At 49.2% G+C, this 14,275-nt stretch carries 12 protein-coding genes; 9 read left to right on the top strand and 3 right to left on the bottom strand.

The genetic code is table 11. The annotated features are described in order from the left end of the window. Nucleotides 1-155: 155 nt before the first annotated feature. Complete coding sequence (locus H6F73_RS03345; RefSeq protein WP_190757394.1) at nucleotides 156-992, bottom strand: dienelactone hydrolase family protein; 837 nt, start codon at nucleotides 990-992, stop codon at nucleotides 156-158. A 426-nt stretch (nucleotides 993-1,418) separates the two neighbouring features. On the opposite strand from H6F73_RS03345, the gene H6F73_RS03350 reads away from it, so the two are divergent. The 5 genes from H6F73_RS03350 (at nucleotide 1,419) to H6F73_RS03370 (ending at nucleotide 8,919) form a co-directional block, all read left to right on the top strand. Further along, on the top strand, nucleotides 1,419-2,567 hold the full coding sequence (locus H6F73_RS03350) for a DegT/DnrJ/EryC1/StrS aminotransferase family protein (protein ID WP_190757395.1): 1,149 nt from the start codon (nucleotides 1,419-1,421) through the stop codon (nucleotides 2,565-2,567). An 85-nt stretch (nucleotides 2,568-2,652) separates the two neighbouring features. Beyond that, the gene (gene crtB / locus H6F73_RS03355; protein WP_190757396.1) at nucleotides 2,653-3,537 is read left to right on the top strand and encodes a cyanoexosortase B; all 885 of its coding nucleotides are present in this window, start codon (nucleotides 2,653-2,655) and stop codon (nucleotides 3,535-3,537) included. A 111-nt stretch (nucleotides 3,538-3,648) separates the two neighbouring features. Beyond that, nucleotides 3,649-4,383: a cyanoexosortase B system-associated protein gene (locus tag H6F73_RS03360; RefSeq protein WP_190757397.1), complete on the top strand. Its 735-nt coding sequence runs from the start codon at nucleotides 3,649-3,651 to the stop codon at nucleotides 4,381-4,383. A gap of 207 nt (nucleotides 4,384-4,590) precedes the next feature. Continuing rightward, on the top strand, nucleotides 4,591-6,498 hold the full coding sequence (locus tag H6F73_RS03365; protein WP_190757398.1) for an SLBB domain-containing protein: 1,908 nt from the start codon (nucleotides 4,591-4,593) through the stop codon (nucleotides 6,496-6,498). Between the two features lie 219 nt (nucleotides 6,499-6,717). Next, nucleotides 6,718-8,919, top strand: coding sequence for a tyrosine-protein kinase domain-containing protein (locus tag H6F73_RS03370; protein ID WP_190757399.1), 2,202 nt, complete (start codon nucleotides 6,718-6,720; stop codon nucleotides 8,917-8,919). Between the two features lie 47 nt (nucleotides 8,920-8,966). Here the strand turns inward: H6F73_RS03370 and H6F73_RS03375 are convergent, their stop codons facing one another. Both H6F73_RS03375 and H6F73_RS03380 read right to left on the bottom strand, forming a co-directional pair. Next, nucleotides 8,967-9,689 carry a rhomboid family intramembrane serine protease gene (locus H6F73_RS03375; protein ID WP_190757400.1) on the bottom strand — a complete coding sequence of 241 codons (723 nt, stop codon included), beginning with the start codon at nucleotides 9,687-9,689 and terminating at the stop codon, nucleotides 8,967-8,969. A gap of 376 nt (nucleotides 9,690-10,065) precedes the next feature. Next, a complete protein-coding gene (locus H6F73_RS03380; RefSeq protein WP_190757401.1) occupies nucleotides 10,066-11,013 on the bottom strand; it encodes an alpha/beta fold hydrolase in 948 nt (315 codons plus the stop codon). A 215-nt stretch (nucleotides 11,014-11,228) separates the two neighbouring features. On the opposite strand from H6F73_RS03380, the gene speB reads away from it, so the two are divergent. The 4 genes from speB (at nucleotide 11,229) to frr (ending at nucleotide 14,199) form a co-directional block, all read left to right on the top strand. Beyond that, entirely contained in the window at nucleotides 11,229-12,140 is a 912-nt protein-coding gene (gene speB / locus H6F73_RS03385; protein ID WP_190757402.1) for an agmatinase, read from the top strand. Nucleotides 12,141-12,243: 103 nt separating this feature from the next. After that, nucleotides 12,244-12,783 (top strand): thioredoxin family protein, encoded by a 540-nt coding sequence (locus H6F73_RS03390; RefSeq protein WP_190757498.1) that lies wholly within the window; start codon nucleotides 12,244-12,246, stop codon nucleotides 12,781-12,783. 152 nt (nucleotides 12,784-12,935) lie between these two features. Beyond that, nucleotides 12,936-13,664, top strand: a complete 729-nt coding sequence (pyrH, locus tag H6F73_RS03395; protein ID WP_190757403.1) for a UMP kinase — start codon at nucleotides 12,936-12,938, stop codon at nucleotides 13,662-13,664. Next, nucleotides 13,651-14,199 carry a ribosome recycling factor gene (frr, locus tag H6F73_RS03400; protein WP_190757404.1) on the top strand — a complete coding sequence of 183 codons (549 nt, stop codon included), beginning with the start codon at nucleotides 13,651-13,653 and terminating at the stop codon, nucleotides 14,197-14,199. The genes pyrH and frr overlap by 14 nt, the downstream gene beginning before the upstream one ends. Nucleotides 14,200-14,275: the final 76 nt, after the last annotated feature.

Here is a 14,275-nt window from a genome sequence, read left to right on the forward strand (position 1 = left end):
TATGCCACTACAGCGATAGTTGCTTGATAATTATCCCTAACTTTTTTGATAACTATTTTCTTTTAGAGCAGCTTGCTGAAGGGTTTATGAAGTCGCTTAAGAAGTCAAAAAAGAGAAAGAATTGAGGTTAAACCGGCAACCCCAATTAAACCCAATCAAACAACGCCATGCTGCTTAAACCAAGCCTGTAAGCGCTGCCAGCCATCCTCAGCCGCCTCTTGGCGATAACTAGGACGGTAGTCAGCAAAGAAAGCGTGGGGCGCATCCGGGTAAAGAATAATTTCCGAACCACTGTTGCCGGCTTTCAACGCTTCCTCCATTTTCTCAACAGATTCATTGGGAATTCCCTGATCACTGCCGCCATAAAGCCCCAAAACCGGCACCTTCAAATCAGCAGCAATATCAATCGGATGCTGGGGCGTTAACGGCTTAGATTCCCCCACTAAACGCCCATACCATGCCACTCCAGCTTTAACATTGGGATTATGAGCGCTATATAACCAAACCATTCGACCCCCCCAACAAAAGCCGGTAATTGCAAGTTTATCCGCATTGCCTTTGCTGGATGTTTTTGCCCAAGCAACCGCCGCATCTAAATCAGATAGTGCTTGCTCATCTGGAACCTTAGAAACAACTTGAGAAATAATTTCTTGAACATCACTAAGTTGGGAAACATCGCCTTGACGGGCAAACATTTCAGGCGCAATGGCTAAATATCCTAACTTTGCAAACCGGCGGCAAACATCTTGAATGTGTTCATGCACCCCAAAAATTTCTTGCACCACCAGTACAATGGGAAAATTCTCACCCGTTGCCGGCATTGCCCGATAAGCCGGTATTTCACCATCGGTGACAGGAATCATCACCTCACCCGCCACCAAACTTTCACTATCTGTCGTGATCACTTGAGCAGAAATTGGGCGAACTGCCAACGCAAACCCAGCCGCCAAAGCACTCGTAATGATAAATTTCCGGCGTGTAAAATCAGGCATTTGCTGTTCTCTTCTAAGACACCAGAAAGGATTTTAACCGATTACCCAATGTCTAGTGGAACAACTGCGTATTTTTACAAGAATTAGGGTGCGGCTATTTTTCCAGGGCAACGCAACTGTTACATTCACAGGGTCTAATGCCTGAAGCGGATCTGCGCTTTGTTCTTAGCAGCATTAACCGTAAAACAGAAGTGCTTGCCTTTTCATCTGATCGCCGCGAGAAATGTTTCCTGACAATCGTAGTTTCTTCAACGTGAATCGCCTTAACCAAAGGTTAAACAGGGCTGATCTTTAAAAAAAAGTGAAAACCTTTACAGATTCTTCATAACTCAGATGTGGTGAACACCGTGGCGATCCGGCATAACAGTAATATCCAGGTCTTTTACTTGAGATGAGCAAGACCGTTGATTTTTAGATTCTCCCCCTATGACTAGCGCCTCTGTCAAAGTTCCGTTTGTTGACCTCACACTGCAACACCAGCCCATTCAAGCTGAGATAGAACAGGCGATCCAAACTGTGTTGCGGCGGGGAGATTTCGTTCTGGGTGAGGCGCTGGCAGAATTTGAGTCCGCCTTTGCAGCAGCCTGCGGTGTGCCTTATGGCATTGGGGTTGCCTGTGGAACCGATGCCATTGCCCTAGGATTGCAAGCCTGTGGCATCGACACCGGCGATGAAGTCATCTTACCGGCCAACACGTTTATTGCCACCTTAATCGGCGTCCTACGTGCCGGCGCGACGCCAATCTTAGTCGATTGTGACCCGCAAACTGCTCTGATAGACCTGGCAGCCGCCGAAGCCGCCATCACACCGAAGACACGCGCGATCTTACCCGTCCATCTTTACGGACAAATGGTTTCCCCGCGCCAACTACGAGACTTCGCCGGCACCTACAACCTAGTGATTTTTGAAGATGCTGCCCAAGCTCATTTAGCGGAACGAGAACGCTACCGCGCCGGCTCAATCGGCACTGCGGCAGCGTTTAGCTTCTACCCCAGTAAAAATTTGGGTGCCTTTGGAGATGGCGGCGCAGTTGTCACCGGCGATCCAGACGTGGCAAAAAAAATGCGAACCCTTCGCAACTACGGCGCACCGCAGAAATATTTACACACCGAAGTCGGGACAAACAGCCGGCTCGATACCTTACAGGCCGCTATACTCAAGGTCAAACTGCCCTATTTAGCCGGCTGGAACCGCGCCCGCAACGAAGCTGCCCAGCGGTATGACGCGTTACTTTCCCAGTTTGAGGGCATTAGTCCTATCCAAAACCAAAGCGGTGCCGGCCACGTTTACCATCTCTACACGATCCGCACCCTCGGTTCTGTCAGTCGCGACGCGCTTCAAGAAGAACTCGCCAAAGTCGGCATCCAAACCGGCATCCATTACCCCATTCCTTGCCACCTACAGCCGGCTTACCAACACTTGGGCTACAAACCCGGCGATTTTCCCCATGCAGAAGCCCTGTGCCAGGAAATTCTCTCGTTGCCAATGTATCCCGGACTGGAGGAGACACAAATTTCCCAAGTCGCTGCCGGTATTCAATCTTTCACCAGTCGCCAACCTGCAGCCCTTCGCTGATTTTAGAGGGTTCAAGAGTCCCTTGTCTTTTGTCCTTAGTTGTTGGCAATGGACAAGACAAGCCAAAATTCCCTGAGTTGACATCATGCATATTGAGCGCAAAATTCCCGATGCTGTTGAGCGATACCTGTTCACCGGGCTGATCTTCAGCCTACTGGCCATTCTCTATGTACCCTTGCTGATGCACTGGTACTCTGGCTGGCTGAAAATCATTAAAATTAGCCTCGAACACGAATATTTCAGCCACGGGTTGATCGGGTTGCCCTTTGCCGCTTACATCAGCTGGATCAACCGAGAGCGATGGGTCAAACTAAGCGATCACACCCATCCTTTGGGTGGCTTCTTGCTGGGATTGGGGGGTGTCCTCTATCTCAGCGGGCTTCCGGATCTGGTTAATTTGTCTTTTCCAACGGTTCTTGCCGGCGTTTGTCTGTGGATCAAAGGCAAGGAAGGCATCCGGCTGCAAGCCTTCCCCTTGTTGTTAGTCTTGCTAGCCACTCCCACAGAAATTCCCTATTTAATTGCTCCTTATACCTTGCCCCTACAAAGCTTCATCGCCGGCACCGCAGGCTTTATCTTGACGCAATTTGGGCTGAATGTTACGGTGCAGAACATTAATCTATTTGTAGGAGGACGCATTGTTGAAGTCGCTCCCCACTGTGCCGGTCTTAAAATGTTGTTCACCAGTCTTTATGTCAGCTTAATGCTGCTTTACTGGACTGACACTTATCGATCCCGTGGAACGACCCTCGTATTTTTGTGGCTAACTGTGGTGGTTAGCGTCACTGCCAATATTCTTCGCAACACCCTGCTTACCTTATTTTATGGAACCGGCCAAGAACAGGCATTTGATTGGCTGCACGAAGGATGGGGCGGCGATCTTTATTCTGCCGGTATGCTAGCACTGTTAATGGTCTTGCTCAATGGAATTGAAAAATTTAAAGAGAATTTTTATATAGATTCCGATTGATCCTCAGAATCACCTTAACCAGTGGGCATTTTGTTAGGGTTCAGTTCTCCACCGTTAGCTGTTAGCAAAGAGCTGACAGATTACAGTCAAGTGAAAATTAAAATTCTAGCTATGCCCCTGTCTAAACTACTGCATCGATATCCACTGTCTAAAATTATCTTGCTGGGATTCCTACTAGGACTGATCGGCATAGGGGCAGTTCCTGGCTATTTTGCAGGAAACTGGCGCTGGGCAAGTCCCCCTCCAGTCCCCACTCTTGAACAGCTAAAAGGGTTGCGGAAAACAGGTTTAACCATTGCCGGTTGGCAGACACTACAGCAAGATACTGTCTTAATTGGCGGTCGCAATTGGTTACTGCTGGAAGTTCAGCACGCTCCCCAGACTAAAGCATTGATTCTGTTACTACCTCAATCTGATCCAAGTGATCAGCCGCAAGTTGAGTGGACAGACGTCAGCGGGTTGCAGCGCTGGATCTTAGATTCTTATAGTCAGATGCAGTTTACCGTTGCAGTTCCCCACGATGCCGACAGCCGTGGGGAGGCTAAATTTACAGCACAACAGGTTGCAACCGTCCAAGCCCGTTTTTTGCGAGCGAGGAACGAGCGGCAAACTTATGCAGTCTTGCAATGGTACGCTTGGCCTAACGGTGGCCATCCGGCACCGAGTCATTGGTTTTGGGCAGATCGTAGGGCGCAGTTATCGAACCGGCGCGTTCCTTGGGTGGCAGTGAGCATTCAGATTTCTATCGAACCTTTTGGCAATATTGAGCGATCCCGACAGTTGGCTGAATCTTTAGGTAAAACGGTTCAAGCGGCATTGATGGCCGGCCCTTTAGAGAATTTATAAAAAATGGGCATAATAAACCGTAAAATGCCTAAACCTAGCGCCTTGAATTCCTTTGCGATGTCGGGTTTTGTGAAGTGGATTGACGCTCACGGCTTCTCTAAAAAGTCGAAAAATTAACACGAATCTGGTACAAAATAGACTCAAAATTAAAAATAAATTATTAATAATTTCAGCTAAAAATAAACTTTTAATTGTCTGCATCTATTTATGTTGAAACCGTCCGCTGTTTCCACTCAGAAGTTAACCGCGTTTTCCCTTGCCGGACTATATGCCGGCACCACAACTCTATTATTTACCGGCCTTGTTTGGATCGCCCCATCTCAAGCTTACCCCGCCAGCATCCAGGCTCAAATCGGGCCGAATATTCCGGCTTCCCCAACACCGATTCCCAGCTACCCCCAACCAGCGCCACCGCCCCTGGAAATTCCCCGGCAGCCACCACTCCAACCGATCCAGAACGCGCCTTTACCAGGATCAACCTTTGATGCCGGTCGAGCAGAGGACTATACTAACTATCGCTTAGGGCCGGGGGATCAAATTCAAATTCAAGTGCAGCGTTTTCCCGACCTAAATTTTGGGGGCGCGATTAACCCGGAAGGGAACATTGTCATGCCCTTAATAGGAAGCGTATTTTTAGACGGGTTAACCTTAGCAGAAGCCCAGGCAGAAATTCGCGGGCGGCTCAATCAGTATGTGGTCGATCCGGTGATTTCCCTGGCATTAGTGGTGCCGCGTCCGGTGGATGTAACAGTCGTTGGTGAAGTTGCCCAACCGGGTTTTTATGTCATTCCACCCAATATTTTACCGAGGGTATCTTCTGCGATCCTTCTAGCCGGCGGCACTACCTCCGCCGCAGATTTGCGCTTTGTGCGGGTGCGCCGAACCTTACCCAACGGTTCCGTCGTTGAGCAAAATATTGATTTGCTCACGCCTTTGCAAACCGGCAGCACCCCCCCCAGTATTCGGATAGAAGACGGCGATGCAATCGTCGTGCCAAAACAGACAATTCCTCAAGCTCAGGATTACGACACTGCGGCGCTCGCTAACTCGAATTTGGCGGCTAAAACACCCGTTGCCGTCAGCGTTACCGGAGAAGTGGGGCGACCCGGTTTGTATGCCCTGCAGCCCGGATTCTCGCGCGTGTATGACGCGTTGCTGGCTGCCGGTGGGGCTACAGCCGCCTCAGATTTAGCACAGGTGCGGGTGCGCCGTGCCCTAGGAAATGGTTCTGTAATTGAGCAAAATATTGACCTGCTCAGCGCTTTGCAAGGGGGCGTTCTGCCGGCATTTCCTCTGGCAGAAGGCGATGCGATTATTGTGCCCAAACGGGCTATCAGCTCAGATAGCGATCAGGTCAGCGAGTTAGTTGCCAATTCGACATTAGCATCCCAGGCACCCGTTCAAGTCACCATCACCGGCGAAATCGCAAAGCCCGGTTTTTACCCGCTACAAGCCGGCGCAACGCGGGTTTCAGACGCTTTACTCACCGCCGGTGGCATTACCCAAAATGCAGACTTGCGGGTGGTGCGGGTGCGTCGGGCACTCGGCGATGGGCGCTTCAGCGAGGAAACCCTCGACCTTTTTACCCCCCTGCAAACTTCAGCCGCTTTACCCGATTTGCGCTTGGCAACCGGCGATGCAGTGATCGTCCCCAGACTGGAACCGGGCCAAGATCGGGCCTATGACCGGCAGCTCGTTAGCCGCTCGACTCTGGCCAAACCCACAATCAACGTTCGAGTTTTAAGTTACGCTAGTGGTGCGGCGGGTACAGTTACGCTTCCCAGTGGCAGTACCTTTGTCGATGCCTTGAACAACGTTCCTCTAGACACCGCCAACCTGCGAAAAATCGCCCTGATTCGGTTTGATCCAGAACAAGGCAGAGCAGTCACCCTGGAAATTGACGGCAAAGAGGCACTTCGAGGCGAGCCGGCTCAAAATCCTCTCCTACAAGATAATGATGTAATTGTTATTGGTCGGAATTTTGTTTCTCGAATTACCTACGCCCTCAATACGTTTACTCAGCCTTTCCGCGATATTCTCGGTTTTCTCCTATTTTTTGATTCTTTACAAAATAGCGCTGGAAATATATTTGCCCCTCCGGGAAGCCGGCGATGAGTTCTGAGTCCTGAGTGCTGAGTCCTGAGTGGGAGAGGGAAGAGTGGGAGAGTAGAAGAGTGGGGGAGGGGGAGATAGATCAAGAAATCGGGAATTAAAGGAAAAATTGGTAAGTTAAATACTCATTCGCGTCATAATTTAATTAATGGTTTACGTTTGAATAAATCAGCGATTTAAAATCCAAAATTTAAAATCTAAAATCTTCCGGAGCCGGCTGCTATGACCCCACCAATTGTTAAGCGTTATCTGATTGCCGTAGGCAAATACAAATGGTTTGGAGTGGCTGCTTTTGTTGCGGTGTGCGGCGCTTCAGGGGTCGTGGCGATCCAGCCCGAGCCGGCTCCTATCTATCTCGCTGAAGGATTGCTGACTTCTAACCGGCCTCTGGTGACTTTTGCAAAAACAACCCCTCAAATTCAAGAGCAAGGCTCGACAATTACGGAGGGGTTTCTGTTATCTCCTGAGGTGATCCAATCAGTGTCAGCTCAGATGAAGGAACCTCCGAATAATATTCAAAAAAATGCCAAAATTTGGCTGCCGAAGGAAGGGGCACCGCCGTTTATTCAAATTCAGTACATCGGGCCTGATCAAGATAAAGCAAAAGCAATGGTGGCTGCGCTGATGAAGGCAATGGTTGAGTATAGCAACAAGGTCAACTCAACCCGCGTGGATGTCACTGTTCAAGAAATTCAAAAACGGTTGGTGCCGGTAACAGAGACGCTGAAGGCGGCTGAACAAGAACTCGAACAGTTTGATCGCATTGAAGGGGCGGCGCTATCGGTGGCCCGGATTGGGGCTTTGCCAAGTGCGATTGCGACTTCTCAAGAACAGCAACGGCAACTACGACTTGCAATAGAGGGAACTGACGCGCAAATTCGTAGCTTGTCTAGCCGGCTGGGATTAACGCCGGATCAGGCTTATGTCTCTCAAGCGCTGAGTGCCGATCCGATTCTGGCGAACCTGCACGTGCAAATGCACACTACTGAGTCGGAAATGGAAATTTTGAAGCGAGATTTGCGCGACGATCACCCCAGGATGGTGGAGTTGCGCCGCAAGCTACAAGCTTATGAGGAGTTGTTAAGCCAGCGCTCGGCTGAAGTGATCGGCGGAAATGGAGCGGCGGCACCCCTGATGAGCGGTTCGGAAATCCGGCAAAACAGCAGTTTAGATCCGGCGCGGCAGCAGGTGGCAGGGTCACTAATGGGTTTGCAAACCGAGCGAGAGCGGCTGCAACAGCAATTGGAGGCGTCAGTTCGTACAGAACAGGAACTCAGGAATGAATACGCGAGTATTCCGAATAAGCAGCTAGAACGTGATCGCCGGCAGCAGCAGGTAGCGATTCAAAAGGCGCTTTACGATCAGATGCAAACGCTGTTAGCCGATACGCGAACCGCAGGGGCGGAAACGGTGAGCAGTTTGAGTATTGCGCCGCAAGGGATCAAGGTGGTTCGCCACAATAAACCGGGAATGGGGATTGTGATGACGCTGGCAGCCGGCGCTGTGGTGGGAATTTTCAGCGGTGGCGTGCTGATCTTTTTGCTGTCTATGCTAGATGGCAAGTTTTACACGATGGAAGAGGTGCGCGGATCTTTGCAGGAACGGGATGTGCCGCTTTTGGGAATTTTACCGGCAGTGATGGTTTTTGACTTGGATCATCACGAGATGCCGGTGATGGTGGAGTTGGATTCTCCTTATCTGGAATTTTACGAGCGGTTGCGGACGAATCTGCGCCGCGTTAGTGAGAAACCTGTGAAGGTGTTGTTGCTAACCAGTGTTGGCAGAAAGGAAGGTAAGACGTTTTGTGCTTATAATTTGGCAATTGCTTCAGCAAGAGCCGGCAAACGCACACTGCTGATTGAGGCGGATTTGCGTTCGCCTTCTCAGGCACAATGTTTGAAGGTGGCTACCGATCCTGAAAATTCGATTGAGCCTCTGCGCTACTATGGCCAGCCAAATAGCTGCATTCGCTTGGTTCCGGAAGTAGAAAACCTTTATGTAGTGCCGTCACCAGGGCCGGTTCGGCAACCGAGTGCGATTTTAGAATCCAGTGAGTTGCACCGCTTGCTCAAAGATGTTCGGGGCCGGTTTGATTTTGTCATTATAGATACGCCGGCGCTGAGTGCGTGCAATGATGCCCTATTGCTGGAACCTCACACCGATGGCATGGTGTTGGTGGCTCGACCGCTTTACACAGAATCGGGTTTAATGGCTGAGTATGTTGATTCATTAACTGAATCGGAAGAAATTCAGCTTTTGGGAGCTATTATCAACGGCGCGGATACGACAGTGGAAGTTTACAGCACTGCAGCGTTCCCTGAGCCGGCTGATTATGTGCCGATGAGTGGGCCACAGTCTCCTCAAGATGGACGCAAACCACAACGCCCTCAAGCTGAAGTGCATAACGTTAGGAATTTTAAATAATAGATTTTAGATTCTAGATAACGTATCCAAAATCTAAAATCTAAAATCTAAAGTTGTTCAACCCTTGACTCTTTTGAATCATTAAATAAGCCAAGTACCGGCCCTAAAATGGCTCCAAAAACAAAGCCGCCGGCGTGTGCCCAATAAGCGATGCCGCCGCCTTGCATCCCGATATCTGCCGGCGCATTGAGACCCACAATCCCGTTAAATGCTTGCTGCACAAACCAAAAACCCAGAAAGAAGTAAGCAGGAATGCGAGCCACGGGTAAGAAGAAACCAAGGGGAATTAAGGTGACAATTTCAGCCTTGGGATATTTGAGAATATATGCTCCCATAACGCCGGCAATTGCGCCACTCGCCCCGAGGGAAGGAATGTCAGAGCCACTGGCAAAAAACCATTGAGTTAGGGCAGCAAGTACACCGCAACCGATGTAAAAAATCAGGTATTTAATACGACCTAAAGATTCCTCTACGTTGTTGCCAAAAATCCAGAGGAATAGCATATTGCCGGCGATGTGGAGAAAGCCACCATGCAAAAATTGTGAGCTAATCAAGGTCAGCCATTCCGGAAAAGGGGAAGATCCCACTCTTGTTCCTTCCAAGACCATTGTTAAGTCCCTAGGAACAACCGCCCAAGTCCTGAAAAATGACTCAAGCACAGGCGGGGGCAAAGTTATCTCATAAATAAATACCAAGATATTGGCGATAATCAACCCGTAAGTAACGTATGGGGTGATGCGGACTGGATTTACATCGCGTAAGGGAACCACAGTTGCTTTTCCTCACTATGATAAAGTTCCCAACAAGATACTCTATTTTGCCGGCTCTCTCCGTCTACCAATCGGCAGATTCTTGCATTTCAAAGTAAATCGTTTCAAGTTTAGATTGCTAAATTATTCTGATTTTGCAAAATTTTTAGGGGTTTAATAACAAGCTCTTTTTAGTCATGAAAAGTAAAATTACAAAAAAACAGACATTTAAATAAATAATCTGTTAATTTTGCTCAATTCATTGAATTCTTGATAAGAAGTAATTTGAAGCTTCATAAATGAATTTTTGGGAACCGATCCGTCAATCCTGAAACATCAATGTCAGGATTGATAGCTGGCTTCCGAAATCTTTTTAGTTAGTAGAGTGGTTAATCAATCAAAAGTGACCTGAATTACGCGCATCTAGCAACTCTGACTGCTCCAAAATCCACTGCTGCAAAATAGGATTAACCAGCTCTGGTGCTTCATCCTGGGGACAGTGGCCCACTCCCTCCAAGGGAATGAACTTCTGGACAGTGGAAAACTGGGCCAACTCTCGCCCCAACGCCACCGGCTCCCACGGATCTGCGGTTCCCCATAACATCAGCGCCGGACAAGGTAACTGAGGCAGCAAATCCTCTGGCAACGGCCCTTGAGAATAGGCGGTAAACGCCACAAATACGCCCACCGCACCCGGATCGCGGGCCGGCACGAGGAGCATCTCAATGAGTTCGTCCGTCACGGCTTCAGGGCGCTTGTAGGCTTGTAAAAGAATCTTTCGCACCGTTGCCGGTGTGGCAAGCCGGTTAAAAAATAGTTGACTTATCCAGTTGATCGCTAGAATTTTTTGTGCAATCGGTGCGCCCAAGCTGCGATACCAGGGAAGTTGGGCGCGTTTGCGATCATGCAGCAGCCGCAAGGAACAGTTTAAAAGCGCCACCCCCAAGGCAATATCGGGATGAGCCACAGCCGCTTGCATTGCGGCAATACAGCCGATGGAATTGCCGACTAAAAAAGCGGGAGTGCCGGCAACTTCGCGGCAGAAATCTGCAATTTGCTGTCCCCACGTTTCAAAGGTGTAGGAAATATCAACGCCTGGAGTAGGTTTAGCTGAACCACCAAAGCCAATTAAATCTAAGGCGTAGACACGGCAATTGGCAGCCAACACCGGCAGGTTTTTGCGCCAGTGACCACAAGAAGCGCCAAAACCATGTATAAGCACAACAATCGGCCCGGCTTCGCCTTGGGTTTGGTAACAGATGGGAAAGCCTCGCCAAGTCCAGGTGTAATTGGTTACTGTCGTGCCGGCAGCAGGAGTGGATGGGGTTGCAGCAGAGAAAGTCATGGGAGAAAAATTATCTAAAAGCTAATGGCCAATCGTCAGCGGGCGTCTTCTTAAGATTTTGTAATAAATTCCAAAAGAATGCCATTAGCCGCCCCACCCCTTTGATTGCGATTAGGCAACCGCACATGGGTATTGGGGGTATCAGGAGGGTGTGCCAACCGCAGCACAGTATGTAAGGATCAAAATGTTGCAACTCGCTTTTTATTACTTCTGCCATGCCGGTTCAAACTCCTGCTGCTTTGCAGCCATTTCTTGGGTCTGAGATCGAGGTTGCCTACGATGAGTCCCGCGTTGTCATTTTGCCCATTCCCTACGAAGCAACAACCACCTATCGGCGAGGTTGCGAAAACGGGCCGGCTCACCTTCTAAATGCCTCGGATCAGCTTGAATGCTACGACGAGGAATTAGATCGGGAAATCTGCTATGAAGTAGGAATTTTTACTCATTCCGCAATCGCAGATACCCGCAATGGCCAATCCGTTTCCTCTGAGGAGATGTTAGAAGTTACCAGTAAGACCATTTACCATCTGATTCAAGAAGGTAAATTTGTCATTGCCTTGGGTGGCGAACATAGCATCACCACCGGCGTTGTAGAAGCTTATCGGATGGCTTATCCAGATGAACCGTTTACCGTCATTCAAATCGACGCTCACGGGGATTTACGCCATGAATACCACGGCTCGATTCACAACCACGCCTGTGTAATGCGTCGGATCGTAGACATGGGTTTGCCGACAGTACAAATCGGCATTCGCAGCATTTGTAAAGAAGAAGCCGATTTGATCAAAGAAAAACAGCTGCCGGTGTTCCGAGCACGCGATATTGTCAGCCAACCCGATTGGATGGAACGCGCGATTGCCAGCATCTCAACGAAACGGGTGTTTTTCACCATTGATCTTGACGGACTTGATCCCACCTTAATCCCAGGCGTTGGCACCCCTGAACCGGGCGGGTTAAATTGGTACAGCCTGACAACCTTTTTGCGGCGAGTGTGCGAGTCTCACGAAGTGATTGGCTGTGACGTGATGGAATTAGCGCCGGTTACCGATTCGGTGGTTTCGGAATTTACCGCAGCCAAACTGGTCTATAAACTTATTGGATACCAAGCGATGGCTCAAGGCTGGTAGCTTGTCATTTGTCATCGGTCAATTGCGTAAAACCGACGATGGCCGATGACAGTGACATGAGTTATTGTGATTTACGCGCTATGGAATGTGAGTTCTCATGGAAATGACAGATACTCCGATTGGCAGCTACGCTCCCGATTTTGAACTGCCTGGAATTGACGATACAGTACATCATTTAGCCCGATATCTTGAAAGTTTTCGGGCTGTAGGCGTCATATTCATGTGCAATCACTGCCCTTATGTGCGCCTGTATCTTGGCCGGCTCAAACAAATTCAAGCGGATTTTCAAGCTCAAGGCTTTACTTTAATCGGGATTAACGCCAATGACGCGATCCAGTATCCCGAAGATAGCTTTGAGAACATGAAAACTTTCGCAGCCAGCAATCAACTGAATTTTCCCTATATTCGGGATGTCACGCAAGATGTGGCTCACTGCTTTGGAGCACAGAAAACCCCAGAGGTATTTTTGTTAGACACAAACGGCCTCGTGCGTTACCGGGGACAAATTGATGATAATGCCAATGACCCAGAAGCAGTGGGGGTGCCTTATTTACGGAACGCACTGACACAATTGCTTCAGGGAGAGCCGGTGAGTGTTGCCTTCACCGAAGCCATTGGTTGCTCTGTAAAGTGGAGACAGTAATTAGAGGAATGGGGCATGGGGCATTGAGGATTAGAGAGATTTCTCCTCTAGCCCCTATTTTTTCTTTGGGATTTTGAGTAGAAACGTTGCAAAATGCCCCTCTACTGCTATCTTAAGGTGGAGGAATTTGACGTTAATAACATAGTCGCAGCATGGGGATAGTTTATCGGCGGATTCTGCTGAAGCTGAGCGGTGAAGCCCTAATGGGCGACCTGGGCTATGGCATCGATCCAGTAGTGGTTCATGAAATCGCTCAACAGGTGGCCGATGTGGTGGCTAGTGGCGTCCAAATGGCCATTGTAGTTGGTGGCGGTAATATCTTTCGGGGAGTCAAAGGGGCTTCTGCGGGGATGGATCGGGCCACAGCGGACTACATTGGCATGATTGCCACCGTCATGAATGCCATGACTTTACAAGATGCCCTAGAAAAAATAGGGGTGCCAACGCGAGTGCAAACAGCTATCGCGATGCAGGAAGTGGCAGAGCCATACATTCGGCGGCGTGCGATTCGCCATTTAGAAAAGGGACGGACTGTGATTTTTGGTGCCGGCTCTGGAAATCCTTTCTTTACCACGGATACAACAGCCGCTTTACGCGCTGCTGAAATTGATGCGAATGTAATTTTTAAGGCGACCAAGGTAGACGGGATTTATGATTCCGATCCTCATCTCAATCCGGGCGCTCGCCGGTTTCAAAGCTTGACGTATAGCCACGTTTTGACCCATGATCTGCGGGTGATGGACAGTACAGCCATCGCGTTGTGTAAAGAAAACAGCATTCCTATCATGGTCTTTGATATTTCGGTCGGAGGTAATATCCGCCGAGCAGTTATGGGTGAATCTGTCGGAACAATTGTGGGAGGTTCTTGTGAAGTTAGCTGACGTTGAAAGCCATATGCAAAAGGCCGTTGAGTCAACTCAACGCTCGTTTAATACGATTCGCACAGGTCGCGCGAATGCGTCGCTGCTTGATCGGGTGACGGTAGAGTATTACGGCACGCCAACCTCGCTCAAATCATTGGCGAATATCAGCACACCAGATTCAAGCACAATCACGATTCAACCCTATGATCGCGGTAGCTTGAACACGATTGAGAAGGCAATTTCTCTGTCAGATGTCGGTTTAACGCCTAATAACGATGGCTCAGTGATTCGATTGAACATTCCGCCTCTGACCAGTGATCGCCGCAAGGAATTGGTTAAGATTGCTGCAAAATATGCGGAAGAGGGGAAAGTGTCGATTCGCAATATCCGGCGTGATGGCGTCGATTCTACTCGCAAGCAGGAGAAGAATGGAGACATTACAGAAGATGAGTCGCGGGATTTGCAGGATAAAATTCAAAAGCTGACGGATAAGTACATCGCGAGGGTTGAGGAATTGCTAGCGGAAAAAGAAAAAGATATCACGACGGTCTAAAATTAAGGCGCAGCGCTCAAATGTGTGAAGTTGAGGAAGATTTTATCCGGTAACTTACACCTGAGAGCTGGCGATT

The organism is Microcoleus sp. FACHB-68 (assembly GCF_014695715.1).
In the GTDB taxonomy this organism is placed as follows: Bacteria; Cyanobacteriota; Cyanobacteriia; order Cyanobacteriales; family Oscillatoriaceae; genus FACHB-68.

What these genes read in the sequence shown, in the direction of transcription:
- H6F73_RS03345 (WP_190757394.1), bottom strand. Translation starts at nt 992, where the DNA reads ATGCCTGATTTTACACGCCGGAAATTTATCATTACGAGTGCTTTGGCG.
- H6F73_RS03360 (WP_190757397.1), top strand. Translation starts at nt 3,649, where the DNA reads ATGCCCCTGTCTAAACTACTGCATCGATATCCACTGTCTAAAATTATC.
- H6F73_RS03390 (WP_190757498.1), top strand. Translation starts at nt 12,244, where the DNA reads ATGACAGATACTCCGATTGGCAGCTACGCTCCCGATTTTGAACTGCCT.
- H6F73_RS03365 (WP_190757398.1), top strand. Translation starts at nt 4,591, where the DNA reads ATGTTGAAACCGTCCGCTGTTTCCACTCAGAAGTTAACCGCGTTTTCC.
- crtB (WP_190757396.1), top strand. Translation starts at nt 2,653, where the DNA reads ATGCATATTGAGCGCAAAATTCCCGATGCTGTTGAGCGATACCTGTTC.
- H6F73_RS03380 (WP_190757401.1), bottom strand. Translation starts at nt 11,013, where the DNA reads ATGACTTTCTCTGCTGCAACCCCATCCACTCCTGCTGCCGGCACGACA.
- H6F73_RS03350 (WP_190757395.1), top strand. Translation starts at nt 1,419, where the DNA reads ATGACTAGCGCCTCTGTCAAAGTTCCGTTTGTTGACCTCACACTGCAA.
- H6F73_RS03370 (WP_190757399.1), top strand. Translation starts at nt 6,718, where the DNA reads ATGACCCCACCAATTGTTAAGCGTTATCTGATTGCCGTAGGCAAATAC.
- pyrH (WP_190757403.1), top strand. Translation starts at nt 12,936, where the DNA reads ATGGGGATAGTTTATCGGCGGATTCTGCTGAAGCTGAGCGGTGAAGCC.
- speB (WP_190757402.1), top strand. Translation starts at nt 11,229, where the DNA reads ATGCCGGTTCAAACTCCTGCTGCTTTGCAGCCATTTCTTGGGTCTGAG.